Annotated in this window: 15 protein-coding genes, 2 tRNA genes and 1 pseudogene; 14 read left to right on the top strand and 4 right to left on the bottom strand. The window is 64.4% G+C overall.

Going from position 1 to position 13,502, the window contains the following annotated elements; genetic code table 11:
- Nucleotides 1-263 precede the first annotated feature (263 nt).
- From EK403_RS21745 to EK403_RS21730, 3 genes are all read left to right on the top strand, one after another.
- Nucleotides 264-689, top strand: coding sequence for a hypothetical protein (locus tag EK403_RS21745; RefSeq protein WP_128779547.1), 426 nt, complete (start codon nucleotides 264-266; stop codon nucleotides 687-689).
- A gap of 468 nt (nucleotides 690-1,157) precedes the next feature.
- Nucleotides 1,158-1,619 carry a Panacea domain-containing protein gene (locus EK403_RS23845; RefSeq protein WP_128779545.1) on the top strand — a complete coding sequence of 154 codons (462 nt, stop codon included), beginning with the start codon at nucleotides 1,158-1,160 and terminating at the stop codon, nucleotides 1,617-1,619.
- A complete protein-coding gene (locus EK403_RS21730; protein WP_128779544.1) occupies nucleotides 1,552-1,911 on the top strand; it encodes a hypothetical protein in 360 nt (119 codons plus the stop codon). The genes EK403_RS23845 and EK403_RS21730 overlap by 68 nt, the downstream gene beginning before the upstream one ends.
- Here EK403_RS21730 and EK403_RS21725 read toward each other — a convergent pair.
- Nucleotides 1,908-2,870 carry an IS1595 family transposase gene (locus EK403_RS21725; RefSeq protein ID WP_128779543.1) on the bottom strand — a complete coding sequence of 321 codons (963 nt, stop codon included), beginning with the start codon at nucleotides 2,868-2,870 and terminating at the stop codon, nucleotides 1,908-1,910. The genes EK403_RS21730 and EK403_RS21725 overlap by 4 nt on opposite strands.
- 106 nt (nucleotides 2,871-2,976) lie before the next feature.
- Here EK403_RS21725 and EK403_RS21720 point away from each other — a divergent pair, with 106 nt between their 5' ends.
- From EK403_RS21720 to EK403_RS21700, 5 genes and pseudogenes are all read left to right on the top strand, one after another.
- Nucleotides 2,977-3,204, top strand: a complete 228-nt coding sequence (locus tag EK403_RS21720) for a DUF6471 domain-containing protein (RefSeq protein ID WP_128779542.1) — start codon at nucleotides 2,977-2,979, stop codon at nucleotides 3,202-3,204.
- 5 nt (nucleotides 3,205-3,209) lie between these two features.
- A complete protein-coding gene (locus EK403_RS21715; protein WP_128779541.1) occupies nucleotides 3,210-3,680 on the top strand; it encodes a hypothetical protein in 471 nt (156 codons plus the stop codon).
- 2 nt (nucleotides 3,681-3,682) lie between these two features.
- On the top strand, nucleotides 3,683-4,156 hold the full coding sequence (locus EK403_RS21710) for an ImmA/IrrE family metallo-endopeptidase (RefSeq protein ID WP_128779540.1): 474 nt from the start codon (nucleotides 3,683-3,685) through the stop codon (nucleotides 4,154-4,156).
- Between the two features lie 31 nt (nucleotides 4,157-4,187).
- Nucleotides 4,188-4,262: transfer RNA gene (locus EK403_RS21705), tRNA-Ser, on the top strand.
- A gap of 52 nt (nucleotides 4,263-4,314) precedes the next feature.
- Nucleotides 4,315-5,361, top strand: a pseudogene (locus EK403_RS21700) (glycosyltransferase family 2 protein); the annotation flags it as partial.
- A 4-nt stretch (nucleotides 5,362-5,365) separates the two neighbouring features.
- Here the strand turns inward: EK403_RS21700 and EK403_RS21695 are convergent.
- Both EK403_RS21695 and EK403_RS21690 read right to left on the bottom strand, forming a co-directional pair.
- Nucleotides 5,366-5,959: an SCO family protein gene (locus tag EK403_RS21695; protein WP_128779538.1), complete on the bottom strand. Its 594-nt coding sequence runs from the start codon at nucleotides 5,957-5,959 to the stop codon at nucleotides 5,366-5,368.
- Nucleotides 5,960-5,972: 13 nt separating this feature from the next.
- Nucleotides 5,973-6,152: a hypothetical protein gene (locus tag EK403_RS21690; protein WP_128779537.1), complete on the bottom strand. Its 180-nt coding sequence runs from the start codon at nucleotides 6,150-6,152 to the stop codon at nucleotides 5,973-5,975.
- 161 nt (nucleotides 6,153-6,313) lie between these two features.
- Here EK403_RS21690 and EK403_RS21685 point away from each other — a divergent pair.
- The 4 genes from EK403_RS21685 (at nucleotide 6,314) to EK403_RS21670 (ending at nucleotide 9,413) form a co-directional block, all read left to right on the top strand.
- Nucleotides 6,314-6,387 (top strand) — tRNA-Gly (locus EK403_RS21685).
- A gap of 620 nt (nucleotides 6,388-7,007) precedes the next feature.
- Nucleotides 7,008-7,715, top strand: coding sequence for a taurine ABC transporter substrate-binding protein (locus EK403_RS21680; protein WP_245479845.1), 708 nt, complete (start codon nucleotides 7,008-7,010; stop codon nucleotides 7,713-7,715).
- A 43-nt stretch (nucleotides 7,716-7,758) separates the two neighbouring features.
- Nucleotides 7,759-8,550 (top strand): taurine ABC transporter ATP-binding protein, encoded by a 792-nt coding sequence (locus EK403_RS21675; RefSeq protein ID WP_128779535.1) that lies wholly within the window; start codon nucleotides 7,759-7,761, stop codon nucleotides 8,548-8,550.
- Nucleotides 8,551-8,552: 2 nt separating this feature from the next.
- A complete protein-coding gene (locus tag EK403_RS21670) occupies nucleotides 8,553-9,413 on the top strand; it encodes an ABC transporter permease subunit (RefSeq protein WP_128779534.1) in 861 nt (286 codons plus the stop codon).
- Here the strand turns inward: EK403_RS21670 and EK403_RS21665 are convergent.
- Entirely contained in the window at nucleotides 9,410-10,879 is a 1,470-nt protein-coding gene (locus EK403_RS21665) for an aminotransferase-like domain-containing protein (RefSeq protein ID WP_128779533.1), read from the bottom strand. The genes EK403_RS21670 and EK403_RS21665 overlap by 4 nt on opposite strands.
- Nucleotides 10,880-11,023: 144 nt before the next feature.
- On the opposite strand from EK403_RS21665, the gene EK403_RS21660 reads away from it, so the two are divergent.
- Together EK403_RS21660 and EK403_RS21655 are read left to right on the top strand one after the other, a co-directional pair.
- Nucleotides 11,024-11,449, top strand: coding sequence for an alpha/beta hydrolase family protein (locus EK403_RS21660; RefSeq protein ID WP_128779532.1), 426 nt, complete (start codon nucleotides 11,024-11,026; stop codon nucleotides 11,447-11,449).
- A 480-nt stretch (nucleotides 11,450-11,929) separates the two neighbouring features.
- Nucleotides 11,930-13,336: an alpha/beta hydrolase family protein gene (locus EK403_RS21655; RefSeq protein ID WP_128779531.1), complete on the top strand. Its 1,407-nt coding sequence runs from the start codon at nucleotides 11,930-11,932 to the stop codon at nucleotides 13,334-13,336.
- Nucleotides 13,337-13,502 lie beyond the last annotated feature (166 nt).

Here is a 13,502-nt window from a genome sequence, read left to right as displayed (position 1 = left end):
CGATCATCGCGGCCACCGTCACCTACTGGTGCAATTGAGTCCGGACCCTAGGCCTGGCGTCCGCCGAGCCCGGCGACGTCTCAGGACCGCCGCTCCCGGACGCCGACCTGCCGGTCTACACCGTGCTGGTCGCGCTTTACCGTGAGGCGACGGTCGCCCCCGCATTGCTCGACGCGCTCGACCGGCTCGACTATCCGGCCTTAGGTAGCAAGCGCACCACAATCCCTAGAGCCTCAACGCCCTCCGCCCACTAAACTCGGTCCATGTCCGAGCCCAACGTCGTCCACACCCTCCGTCGCAAGCGCGACGACATAGAGGCCGCGATCGTCGCCTATGAGCGCCGTTTGTCCGACGCCCGCCGCGATCTCCAGCACGTCAACGCCACGCTTCAGCTATTCGAGGCTGCGGCCTCGCCTGAGGGAGTGCGGGTCTATCAGGATATCCACCGGCTGTTCCGGCGCGGGGAGATCACGGCGCTATGCCGGGCCGCCTTGGCTGAGCGCGGACCGCTCGACACGCGCGAGCTGGCGCAGGCCGTGATGGACGCCAAGGGGTTTGCGGATGATCGCGAGCTGCGCAAGGCGATCGCCTACAAGGTCGTTCAGGCGCTCAACATGCACGCCAAGCGCGGGACGATCGGGGATGCGGGCTATCGGAAGGGCGTGAGGGTGTGGGCGATCCCCGCATAACCGAGGCCATGCGGGGAGAAATTATCGTCCGCCGTCGCGGCGGTCGGCAGCCCTATCGCCACAGCGCGAACCGTCGCTGGCGCGGTCGGAAGCGGTATCGCAATTCCCTGCAAAAGCAGACGTTGCGATAGGGGCGGCTACGGCAATTAAGAACAGTGCGATCAGAGCGGCTCGCATGGTTTCCTCCCTATCCGCCTTTGGTCGGCGGTCCGGGATCATCTCGGCTACTGAGATGCATAGATATACGCAGCACTACCTACGGTATGCGGAGCGCCCGGCAAGGCGCTCAGGGCCATGAAGGCGAGCGGGTACGTGACGCAGGGCAAGGGCGTGCGGGGCGTCGTGATGTGGGGATTGGAGGGGTCTGAAAGTTTGGGCCTCGTAAGAAATCGGGCTAGTGGATATTTTGTGAATTATGATTAAATGTGCTAAGAGTCGTGCGTTAATTAAAATGTGAGGGTCTCGGCTATGGCAGATACTCTGAGGGCCGCCAAGACAATTTGTGAACTGAGAGGATGGAGTTTGAGCAATCTCCCTCTCCAAAAACTATTATATCTTTCTCACATGGTACATCTTGGCAGACACGGCCAAAAATTGGCAGAAGGGCCGTTCGAGGCATGGGATTTGGGGCCTGTAGAGCCGCGGCTCTACAGGAAAGTGAAGGCCTATGGCGGCTCTTCGATTCCGAACATATTCTCGGGGCCCATTTACGACTCTGGCTCTCCGGAAAGAGACTCAATCGAGTTTGTGCTGAACGATCTGAGTTCGGCCACGCCGGCGCGATTGGTCGCCATCACTCACCAACCGCACGGCGCTTGGGCGCAGAATTATAGGCCCAACATTACCGGTATCGTGATACCAGATGACGACATCAGAGCAGAGTACGTCAGAAGAATGGAAAAATTACAAAACCGAGCTGTTCCGGCTTGACGACGATATCCCCTCCAAACTGGAGGAGGCACTCGAAGCCGTTCAGCAAGAGCTAGTCGAAGAAAGGGACTCCAAAAAAGAAGAGCGTTTTGTCTGGCTTATGGCCCTTATGCTGGTCTTCGATGCGTTCATGTTTAAGGACATGACCACATGGGCGGGGCCAATTAGCATTATAACTGTTCAGATTCTCATGATGGTGGCGCTCGGCCGCAAGTGGGGGATGGACCACATTTGGACGATCACCGAAAAGATAATTCAGAAATGGGACGGGAAATTTGGTCGGGGCGCTTAGCCCGCGTGGCGCTGCCAGTACCCCTTCCATGCCCGGCTGACGCCGTGCGCGAGCCCAAGCCCGAGCGAGCGGAACGCCAGCGCGCCATTGTCCATGCGGCGGTGATCCTCTTTCCAAGCCGCCTCGTGGGCGTACTGGGCGAGGTAGCGAGGCGACACGCCATGATGCTGGCCGGTCACCATCCGACGCAGGCGTGAGAAGTAGCTTTCGGCCTGATTGGTGCAGCCGAGACCGTCGCTGTAGGCCTGCGAGTGATTGATGCGCTTCGTCTGCCAACCGGCATGCAGCGCATCCCAGTGCGAGGCTTCGTCTGCGTGAATGACCGCGAGGCGGTCCACGACGCGCTTTGCGATCTCGACGCCCTCGCCCTCCGCGAGGCAGACGAAGGGAAGCGTGCGGCCACCGCGCTCGCGGAGCGCCACCACGACGCGGCGCGTGCCGGTCTTGTGCTTCGCAAGGCGACGGTCAACGCGATCATCAACGTGGTTCGCGGGCCGGATGTGACCGCCGAAGTAGGCTCCGTCGATCTCCACGACGTCGTCCAGCGTCTCGCCCTCGACCTCAGCCGCCATCGCCTCGCGCAGCTTGTGGCAGAGCACGAAGGCCGTCTTCTGCTGGCAGTCGAGATCGCGGGCCATCTGCAGGCTGGAAATGCCCTTTACGGCGTTGGTGAAGATGCAGATCGCGGCCAGAAGGTCGACGAACGCCATCTTGCGGGACGCGAAGATGGTCCCGCTCGTGACGCTGAACTGGTGGTGGCAGGCGACGCATTTGAACTTGCGGCGCGTGGCGATGCCGTAGCTCTCGACGCAGCCGCAGCGCGGGCAAACCGGATCGCCGCCCGTAGCGGCCCAGCGGATCGCCTTGAACGTCTCATAGGCTTTGTCCTCGCCGGCCTGGTAGATGGTCCGGAGAGAAAGGGTGCGGGCCTGAGCCGAGAGGAGAAAGTGTTGAGCCATTGCCATCACGTCCGATGCTTATGCATCGTATATGATGGCATACCCACATCGTTGTCAATGGCAAAAGCATCGCATATGATGGCGTCCGTAACGCACGGGATGCATCATGGCTGACAACGCAGAATGGGAGGCCCGCGCCAAGGGTCTCTTGAAGGCTGAGCTAAAGCGCCGGGGCGTCAGCTACGCCCAGCTTGTCGATAAGCTGGCGGCGATCGGAGTGAGCGAGACAGAGCCGAACGTTCGAAACAAGCTCGCGCGCGGGAAGTTTACAGCCGTGTTTATGCTTCAGTGCCTTACGGCTGTCGGCGCAGAGCACATCACCGTCAGTTGGTGATCTCTATGGCGATCAAAAAAACTCACATTGCAGGCAAGGTGGCCGTCTACCTCGCCGTATTTGTGACGCTCGCGTTAAATATATACATAGCGTACAAGCTATTTGCGTCTGGATATACGACGATCTTTGATCAATTTGGCAATCCTATTACCGTAGAAAAGCAGGCGCAAATCGTTGACTATAAAGATTTTATCTCTATAATGTTAACTGGTTTGGCGATTATGGTGACAATTCTTGGAATTGGATTGGCGGTCGCTGGCGTTTGGGGATACGCGAACATCAAAGAGGAGGCGATCGCTGCGGCACGCGAAGCAGCGGTTTCCCCTGCCCGCGATGCTGCCCGCGAGGTTGCGGAGCCTATAGCCGCCCGTACGGCTCTTGAAGTTTTCGGACTAGACTCCACATCGCCGGACCAAAACGAGAACAAGGATAATGATCCTGAGGGTGTAGCGGAAGCAATGGGCGAGGAAGGCTAAAAATGGATCACTCTGAAAGCCCGCTTGCGGTCGTCGCCCGCCATCAAGCCTCCTTGCCAGTGAACCTCGATGCTATTGCGCGTGATCTAGGCATTCCGGTCCAATTCAGGCCTCTAGGCGAAGGTGTCGCGGGGTTGATCATGCGAACTGGTGCGCCGCCGTCCAATTTTCAAATATTGATCAACAGTACGGAACATCCAAACCGTCAACGCTTTACATTGGCGCACGAACTTGCGCACTTCATCTTGCATCGCGACTTGATTGACAGTAATATTACAGACGATACAATGTATCGAAGCGATATGAGCAATTACATTGAGGTGCAGGCCAACAAAATGGCGGCAGATATCTTGATGCCTTGGAGATTGGTTAGAAAATATAATGAAAAATACAATGGAAATGTAGAAGACCTCTCGCGACTTTTTGCAGTTTCAAAAGCGGCAATGCAAATCAGGCTTGATGGATTAAGCGCTTGAAATCGCGTCGCGCGTTGACGATCTCAGTGAAGCGCGCCTAGCTCAGTTGGATAGAGCAGCGGCTTGCTAAGCCGAAGGCCGGGGGTTCGAGTCCCCCGGCGCGGCTTTCCCAAAAGCTTGGTGCGTTTGCTGCCGAAGGCCGCGACTATCCCCGCGCCAAGCTCGACCTGAAAATCCTGACCGAAGAGGGCGACGTCGAGACGATCGAGGCGCTCCGACGCGCCCGGCCTCGGGCGAATGTCGAGATCCTGACCCTGCCGCCCGGCGGCCCGCAGACCAAGCCGCGCGCCCTGAACGCGGGACTGCTGGCCGCCCGCGGAGACCTGCTCTGCGTGTTCGACGCCGAGGACAGACCCGAACCCGACCAGCTACGCGTGGCCGCCGCGGCCTTCCGCCGGGGGCCGCGGAACCTCGCCTGCCTGCAGGCGAGGCTCGCAATCGACAATTTCGCGGATGGCTGGCTCGCACGGCATTTCGCCATCGAGTACGCCGCCTTGTTCGACGTCGTCCTGCCCGCTCTGTCGCGCTTCGGCCTGCCGATCCCCCTCGGAGGGACCTCGAACCATTTCCGGGTCGCCGCGCTGAGAAGCGTCGGCGGGTGGGACGCGGCGAACGTCACCGAGGATGCGGATTTGGGGCTCCGCCTCGCGCGTTTCGGCTGGAAGACCGGCACCATCGCCTCGGTCACCTGGGAGGAGGCGCCGGCGAAGCCCTGGGCCTGGCTCAAGCAGCGCACCCGCTGGATGAAGGGCTACATGGTCACGGCGGCCGTCCATGGCCGCCGCCCCGCCGGGCTCGCCCGGCGGCTCGGGCCGCTCGGCTTCGTCGTGTCGCAGATGCTGGTCGGCGGCGTGGCGCTCACCGCCCTCGCCTATCCCGTGGTGGTGGCGACGTTCCTCTGGCAGGGCTTCTCGGGCGTGCTGCTTTCGCCGACCGGCGACCTCGGCGACGCCGCTGTCACTGGGTTCCACATCGTCAACCTGATCGTTGGGTTTTCGGCGGCGCTCGCCTGCGGCTGGCTGGGCGTCGACCGGCGGGGGCCACCCAGCCTTGCGGCCGACCTCGTCACGCTGCCCTTCTATTGGCTTCTGGTCGGAGCCGCCGCGTGGCGGGCGCTCTGGCAAATCGCGCGGGCCGAAACCTCCCATTGGGAGAAGACGGCGCATGGTGTGTCCCGCCGCCGCGCGACCCCGTGCTTCAAGTGACGGCCTATACGTAGCGCCGGATTTCGGCCGCGATCTGCTCGGGCGGCCGCTTGACGTCGAGCGGCGCGACGAAGGCGCCGTTCCTGTCCATAAGATAGACGATGGCGGTATGGTCCATCGTGTAGTCCCCGTCCTTGGTCGGCTGCTTCTTGGCGTAGGCGCGATAGGCCTTGACCATTGCCGTGACCTGCTCGGGGCTGCCGGTCAGCCCGCGGATCTGCGGCGCAAAGCTCGACAGATAGGCCTTCAACGCGTCCGGCGTGTCGCGCTCCGGATCGACGGTGACGAACAGCGCCTGCGCCTTGGCGGCGTCCGGTCCGAGGGCGGCGAGCGCCTGGGTGATCTCGTAGAGCGCCGTGGGGCAGACGTCCGGGCAGCGGGTGAAGCCGAAGAACACCAGCGTCGGCTTGCCCTTCACGTCGGCCTCGGTGACCTGCTTGCCGTCCTGGTCGACCAGGCTGAAGGGGCCGCCGACAGCGGAAGCCTGGCGCGCCGTCTCGCCTCCCGCGCCGCCGAAATGGACGACCGCCGCGGTCAGGCCGGCGGCGCCGACCAGAAACACCAGGGCGCCGGCGAGAAAGGCCGCACGTGGGGACATGATCAGAACTCCGTCAGAAACAGGCGATCACCGCCGCGAGCGCGGCGTCCGCGAACACCCGCGCGCCTTCCGAGGCCCAGAGCGTGACCGCGGCCGCGACGGCGCAGGCCAGGCCCGCCGCGACGGCCGCGCCCGCGGCCCATCGAACGGCCGGAGCGCCACGCTGTTCGCCGGGACCGTGGGCTTCGGTCATGATGGTCCTTCCGGGGCCGCCGGGCCCCCTCACCGGGAGGCCCGCCTGTCTACGCCCGTCGCGCCCGGCCGTCGACGCTTCACGGTCGCGCAGCCGATCAAGTCCTCGCGCTCGCGCGACGCTTGTGCCTCCCTGCGCGTCCGCCTATTCTCCGCCGACGCGCGGGCGTAGTTCAATGGTAGAACGGCAGCTTCCCAAGCTGCATACGAGGGTTCGATTCCCTTCGCCCGCTCCAGATTTTTCTTGAATATCTGCATATACTTATGGATCGCGCTGGGGGCCAGCCAGTTCCGCAGATCAGGATTTATCCGACGACTCTACAACGTTGGGCGGGCGTTGGACGTATTCGGAGGGCGTTCCTGCAATCCCTGAACCGCCAAGCCTTCGGCCGGGGATTGCAGGCCGTGTCGCCGCTGCTCGGCGCGAAATGGCGCAGCCGCGCAAGGCGGCGACGACCGCTGCGGCATCTCGGCGAGCGACGCCCCGCTTTCAGGGGTCGCGGGAAACCAACCGATGGCGCCAGGAAGCCGGGGCTGGCCCGCGCCGGTCAAGCCAGCGCGCCAGTCGGTCGTCGCGGCGTCGCTCGCCGGACGATTCCGCACAGCTTGACGCGCGTCGGCTCCGCGATTCTTTCGCGTAACGCCCGCTGGAAGGACGCTCTGTCGGGAGACGCTGCCCCCATCGGGCTCGCGGTCGACGTCACCTACCCGAGGGACACCGCTCGTCCCGACCAGTGTCAGCCCTTGGTTCCACACCGGTGACGGCGCGCTCGACGGGGTCGCCAAGCTCGGCCAAGCGCTGACGCTTGACGACGCGCTGTACGCCTCCGTCGAGGAGCTTTCCTCGACCGGACGCTTGCGCGGCCGACCGTCGTCGCGACCCACCACGCACCGCACCCGAAAAGCGTGCAACGACAGCGGCGTCAACGACATCGCGGGCCTCAAGGGCAAGACGGTCGCGACGCCCTTTGTGTCGACCACGCACTACCAGCTGATGTTCGCGCTGAAACAGGCGGGCCTTGGGCCGAGCGACGTCAAGGTGCTCAATATGCGCCCTCCCGAGGTCGCCGCGGCCTGGGAGCGCGGCGACATCGACGCGACCTTCATCTGGGACCCGGTGCTGTCGAAGGCCAAGGCCAGCGGCAAGGTGATCGCTTCGGCGGCCGACATCGCCAAGGAGGGCCGCGCGACCTTTGACGGCGTCGTGGTCGACCGAGCCTTCGCCGAAGCCAACAAAGACTTCATGGTCAAGCTCGTGAAGCTGCTGGCGGACGCCGACAAGCGCTACCAGACCGACAAGGCCAAGTGGACGCCGGACTCCGACGAGGTGAAAGCGGTCGCGAAGTGGACCGGCGCGGACCCGAAGTCGGTGCCCCAGGGTCTTGCCGCCTACCGTTTCCTTCCGCTCGAGCAGCAGGCCTCGGCCGAATGGCTCGGCGGCGGCGCCGCCACCGCGCTCAAGCAAACCGCCGAGTTCCTCAAGGAACAAGGCAAGGTCCCCGGCCTCGCGCCGGATTACGGCAAATTCGTCAATCCGGAGTTCGTGAAGGAGGCCGGACGCTGAAACGCCGCTCCGCCTGATCCGCAACCCGACGAGGGAGAGGTCCATGCTCGAGATTCGAGGCGTCAGCCTGCATTATGGCCTGGGGCCCGGCGCCGTCATCGCGCTCTCCCATGTCGACCTCACGATTGGGGCCGGCGAGTTCGTGGTGGCGCTCGGCGCGTCGGGCTGCGGGAAGACAACGCTGCTCTCCTGCATTGCGGGCTTCATCGAGCCGACCGAGGGCGAGATCCTGCTCGACGGCGCGCCCGTGTTGGGACCGGGCGCCGACCGGGGCGTTGTGTTCCAGAAACACGCGCTGATGCCGTGGCTCAATGTCGAGGACAACGTCGCGTTCGGCCTCACGATGCGCGGCGTTCCAGCCGCGGAGAAGCGGAAGGCGACCCACGAGATGCTCGATCAGGTCGGCCTCGCGGAGTTCGCGACGAGGAAAATCTACGAGCTGTCCGGCGGCATGCAGCAGCGCGTCGGCATCGCCCGCGCGCTCGCCATGGACCCTCGCGTCCTGCTGATGGATGAGCCGCTCGGCGCGCTCGACAGCCTGACGCGCGGCCAGATGCAGGAGCTGATCCTCAACGTCTGGCGGCGCACTGGCAAGATGGCGTTCTTCATCACCCACGACGTCGAGGAGGCGATATTCCTCGCGACCAAGCTCGTGGTGATGAGCCCCCGGCCAGGCCGGATCGTCGAGACCATCGATCTGCCGTTCTCGCGCCGCTTCGTCGCCGGCGAGGACCCGCGGGCGCTCCGCGCCGATCCCGACTTCATCGCTGTCCGCGAGCGCGTGCTCGACCGCGTCCACGGCCGCGAGTCGCTTGCGGAACTCGAGGAGGCGTGACGATGGACGCAACCATCCGCGAGACGGACGCCGCGGCGCCCATCCCGTCGCCGCCGCCCCCGCCGCGCAGGCGGCGCTCACGATCCGCCGGACCCCGCGCCGGCTCACTTCCGGCGCTGAGCGTCGCGACGGTCACGGTTCTGCTGATTCTCTGGGCGGTCACGACCTCGACCGGCCTCATCAAGCCGCTGTTCCTGCCGCCTCCCGGCGCGATCGTCACCGCGTTCCAGGACGCGTGGAGCGGCGCCTTCGACGGCAACCCGTTGCTCACTCAAATCTGGGCGAGCCTCGTGCGCGTGGTCGGCGCCTTCGCGCTCGCCGCGGTGGCCGGCATCCCGGTCGGGCTCGCCATGGGGGTGAGCCGGGTGGCGCGCGCCATCCTCGACCCGATCATCGAATTCTACCGGCCGCTGCCGCCGCTCGCCTATCTGCCGCTGATGGTGATCTGGTTCGGCATCGGCGAGACGTCCAAGATCCTGCTGATCTTCCTGGCCTGCTTCGCGCCGGTCGCGCTCGCCGCCCGCTCGGGCGTGCTGTCGGCGTCGAGCGACCAGATCAACGCCGCCCGCGCGCTCGGCGCGACGCGCTGGCAGGTGCTGCGCTACGTCATCCTGCCGGCCGCGACGCCCGACATCCTGGTCGGCCTCAGGATCGGCATGGGCGTCGGCTGGACGACGCTGGTCGCGGCCGAGATGGTGGCGGCGTCCGCCGGCCTCGGGCAGATGGTGCTGAACGCCTCGAATTTCCTGCGCACCGACGTCGTGATCATGGGCATCCTGGTGATCGGCGCCTTTGCGATCCTGTTCGAGTTCGGCATGCGCTTCCTTGAGCGGACGCTCACCCCCTGGAAGGGGAAGATCTAGGCGATCGCGCGTCCGAGCCGGGCCAGGCCTTCGCGGATGCGGTCGGTGCGGATCGAGGAGAAGCCGAGGCGGAAATAGGACCGGCCGTCTTCCGGGTTCGCGAAGAACACGTCGCCAGGCTCGATCAGGACGCCGGCGGCCTGCGCGCGGATGGCCGCGGAGCGGGCGTCGAAGCCCGGCGGTCCGGAAATCCAGAAACTCGATGAGCCAGCGCCTCGGCCGAGCGAGAAGCCCGGCAGCGCGGTCGTAAGTTCGGCGTCGATGATCGCAGACCGCTCGTCGAGCGTCGCCGCGAGCCGCGCGAGATGCCCGCGATAATGGCCAAGCGCGACGAACGTCGCCATGGCGCGCTGGTTGTTGCTCGGCGGATGCCGCAGCATGACGCGCCTCAGCACCCTGAGCTCGCTGATGACCGGGGCCGGCGCCACGAGGTAGCCGAGCCGAAGGCCCGGCGCGACCGCTTTGGAAAGGCTGCCGACATAGATGACGCGCCCGTCGGTATCGAGGCTCTTGAGCGGCGGCACGCGCGAGCTGTCGGCGGTAAGATCCGCGTCGTAGTCGTCCTCGACCACTATGACGTCGCGCCGCCGCGCCGCCGCGAGCAGCGCGCGCCGGCGGCGGAGCGGCATCACCGCGGTCGTCGGGCATTGGTGGCCGGGCGTCACGAACGCTATCCGGCAGCCGTCGAAATCCACGCCGGGATCGACCCCGAGGGCGTCGACCGGCATCGGGCGGGCCACGCCGCCAGCGAGCGCCACCATGTTGCGAGTGTCCGGATAGCCGGGATCCTCGACCGCGACCCGGTCGCCCGAGCCGACCAGCAGCCTGGTGACGAGATAAAGCGCCTGCTGCGCCCCGATGGTGATCATCGCCTCGTCCTCCGCGGCCCAGACGCCGCGGCGCGGCAGCACCTGCGCGCGGAGCTGGGTCAGGAGTTCAGGGTCGTCCTCGTCGATCAAATCGCCGGCCCAGTCGTTGATGCTGGAGACGCTTGAGGCCGCGGCCGCGCTCTCGCGCCAGCTCGCGGTCGGGAACAGCGCCGGGTCGAACTGGCCGAACAGAAATGGGTATGGAAAGGATTGCCAGTTCCTCGGCTTGACGATGTGCTGGAGCGTGGAGGGCCTGACCGCGAAACGCGAGGGCCAATCGAGCGCGCCTTCCGCGGACGGCGCGCTTCTGTCGCCAATCACGCCTTCGGCCGCAACGAACACGCCGCTGCGCTCGTGGCTGACGAGATAACCCTCGTCCACGAGCCGTTCGTAGGCGAACACCACGGTGTTGCGCGCCACATTCAATATCTCGGAAAGCCTTCGGCTCGACGGCAGCCGCGCCCCTGGCGAGAGGTAGCGGCCCTCGATCGCCGTCACCAGCGATCGCCGAATCTGCGCCTGCAGCGCCGTATCCGAGCTGTCGAGCGCGGCAAACAGCTGCTGCCACGCGAAGTCGTCGTTGGAGGCTTTCACCATCCGTCAATCCGACTTGGGAAACCGGCGTTCACGCCATGGCTGCGAGCACAGGACGGCTGGCAGGCAATGATTTTGTTATGCGATGCGCCTTTCGGGAATCCAATCCGATCTTGCGTTCCGCCCGAAGCAATGCGCCGTACGCGCATGCGTCGCCGGGTCCGCTGGACGCAGTTTTCGACAAACGAGCGCGTGGAGGTGCGAAATCCGCTGAGTTCGAGTTCTCCAGCTCCTTCGGTCCAGGAAGCGGAAGACAGTTGCTCGGCCGTGGAGCGGACATTCTCGGTGTCAGCTGAGTGTCCCATACAGATCATTTGGGGCGACTACATTCCGGAAAAGCTCAATCCGATCAACGTTGGGCCACGGCTGACATTGGACAGCCGGCGCCGCAACGTGCTCGTGGCGAAGCTTTTCGCCAAAGCGATCAATCGCCACGGCGGCGATGCGGAGATCCTGAACCTCCGCGAAATAGGCATTCGCGGAAACACGCATTGGCCGATGCTCGACAACAACTACAAGATCGCCGACCTTCTTTCGGACTGGTTGGAGAAAAAGAAGCTGGACAGGCACTGAACCGATAACAACAGCCGGGTTGCTGGCCGACCGCAACGAAGAGCGCCAATAAATGACGCATAGTCGGATTGGAGAGACTGTGTAGCAGTCAGGTCGTCGGCGCCCGCCAGAGCATGCTCTGGCGGGCAGGCGAGCGGTCGCTCGCTCGCCTGCCACACCTTCCAGCTCTTTTCGACCGCGCCGCGTAGCGCGATGGTCGCCGTCGATCTCGTCAAACTCCGCTCCGACGTTTCTCCGCCCCGGTTCGGCAGCCCAGCACGCGACGCCCGTTCGCTGAACGCCGATTCCGATTCGCTGAGCGCCGAGACGTCGATCGGGCCGCTGGCAAACTTGAGGGCCGGCGACCGGGCCTCCGGCAGATCCGGATCGCCGGGCATTTCCGCGTAAGCGCGTGAGCATCCTGAACGTGCGGCCATCCATGCGTCCGATCCTCGACGAAGTCGCAGGACCGGACGCGGCTCGTCCGCTCGTTCAGCAGTTGTGCAGTTCGCCAAGAAAAAACTTGATGAAAAGCTAGGGAGAAAAACAATGAAAGCTGCAACCAGTCGGCCATTCTGGAAGCGCCAAGAAATCACCGTGCCTTTTTCTGCCGCTCTGTTGCTGGGCGCCTCGGCGCCCCTGGCGTTCGCTTGGGAAAATCCCTTGGAGAAGCGTTACACGTCGGCGCCGCTGGAGGTCTGCGACCAGGGCGCATTCTTCGTCGGCGGCGTGCCGAAGGTGACGAACTATGCGTCGTCGTCGACCGCGGGCCCGCCGCAGCAGATCACCATCGGCCAATCCTATGTGCAGTTCCAGATCCCCGTGGAGCGCAGGAAATGGCCGCTGATCATGATCCACGGATCGACCCACACGGGCGCCGCGCTGGACGCCACGCCGGACGGCAAGGAAGGCTGGTACTCCTACGCCGTACGCAACAACCTCGCGACCTTCATCGTCGACCAGCCCGGACGCGGCCGGTCGGGATTTGACCAGTCGGTGCTCCTCGAAGCCAAGGGCAAGGGCGACTGGAACATGATCCCGTCGAGCTTCGGGCGCATCACCGACAACGGCGCCTGGACGACGTGGTTCGGCCACCTCATCCCGGCCGGCTCAGACATCACGACGGGTAAGTTGATCCGCCACAGCGACCCGGGCGATCCGGACGCGGCCGAGGACCCCAACGAGCCGTCGGAGAAGCATGGCGACTACCTTCCGGCGTTCCCGATCCCGCCGGTGAAGAACTCCGCCGACCCGAACATCGTGACGCGCGAGGGAGCGATCGGGCCGGCCCCAAACCCGAAGAACAACAAGTATCTGGCGCTTGAATACTACAAGCAGCTGGTGCCGAACGGCGAAGTCACGCTTCCGGGCTCCTTTTGCGAAAAGTGCAATCCGCAGACCCTGAACGCGATCGACACCTGGCTGCCGAACGCCTTGGCCGACCTTCTTGAGGGTCTCGGCGGCGGCATCGTCTCGCCGCACTCGCAGTCGACGAGCTCCGTGTTCCACATGGTTCGCGTCTTGAAAGAACGCGGCAAGCTGGACCTGATCAAGGGCATCATCATCCCCGAGGGCGCCGGAACCAACCTCGAGGCGTCCGGCCTCAAAGGAAAGGACTTCGACACCATCCCGTTCCTCCTGGTGAACGGCGACTATCGCCCGCTCGCGACGCGGCAGATCAATTATGCGGCCGTGGACGCGATGAACGCCAGCAAGACCCGCAAGGTCGGTCCGGCTCTGGCGCTCAATGTCGAAGACCCGCGCTTCAAGGGCAAACTCAACGGGCATACGCATATGGGCATGCTGGGCTCGACCGCGCTTCGGGAATTCGACTTCTTCCTCGAATGGGCGGGCGACAACATCAAGAACCCGATGCTGAAGAAGTCTTGTCAGTTCAAGGAGGACTGAGAAGCTTCTCGACCAGACGCCGATCATAGATCGCGTTGATGCAGGCGGCGGCCCCCACATGGCGGTCGCCGCCTCTTGCCCTTGATAGAGAAATGCCGAACGCACTTCCCTGGGCTAGGGTCCGGACTCAATTGCACCAGTAGGTGACGGTGGCCGCGATGATCGC

It is taken from the genome of Hansschlegelia zhihuaiae, from assembly GCF_004103825.1.
Taxonomy (GTDB): Bacteria; Pseudomonadota; Alphaproteobacteria; order Rhizobiales; family Methylopilaceae; genus Methylopila; species Methylopila zhihuaiae.
This window is presented reverse-complemented; position numbering and strand designations above follow the sequence as displayed.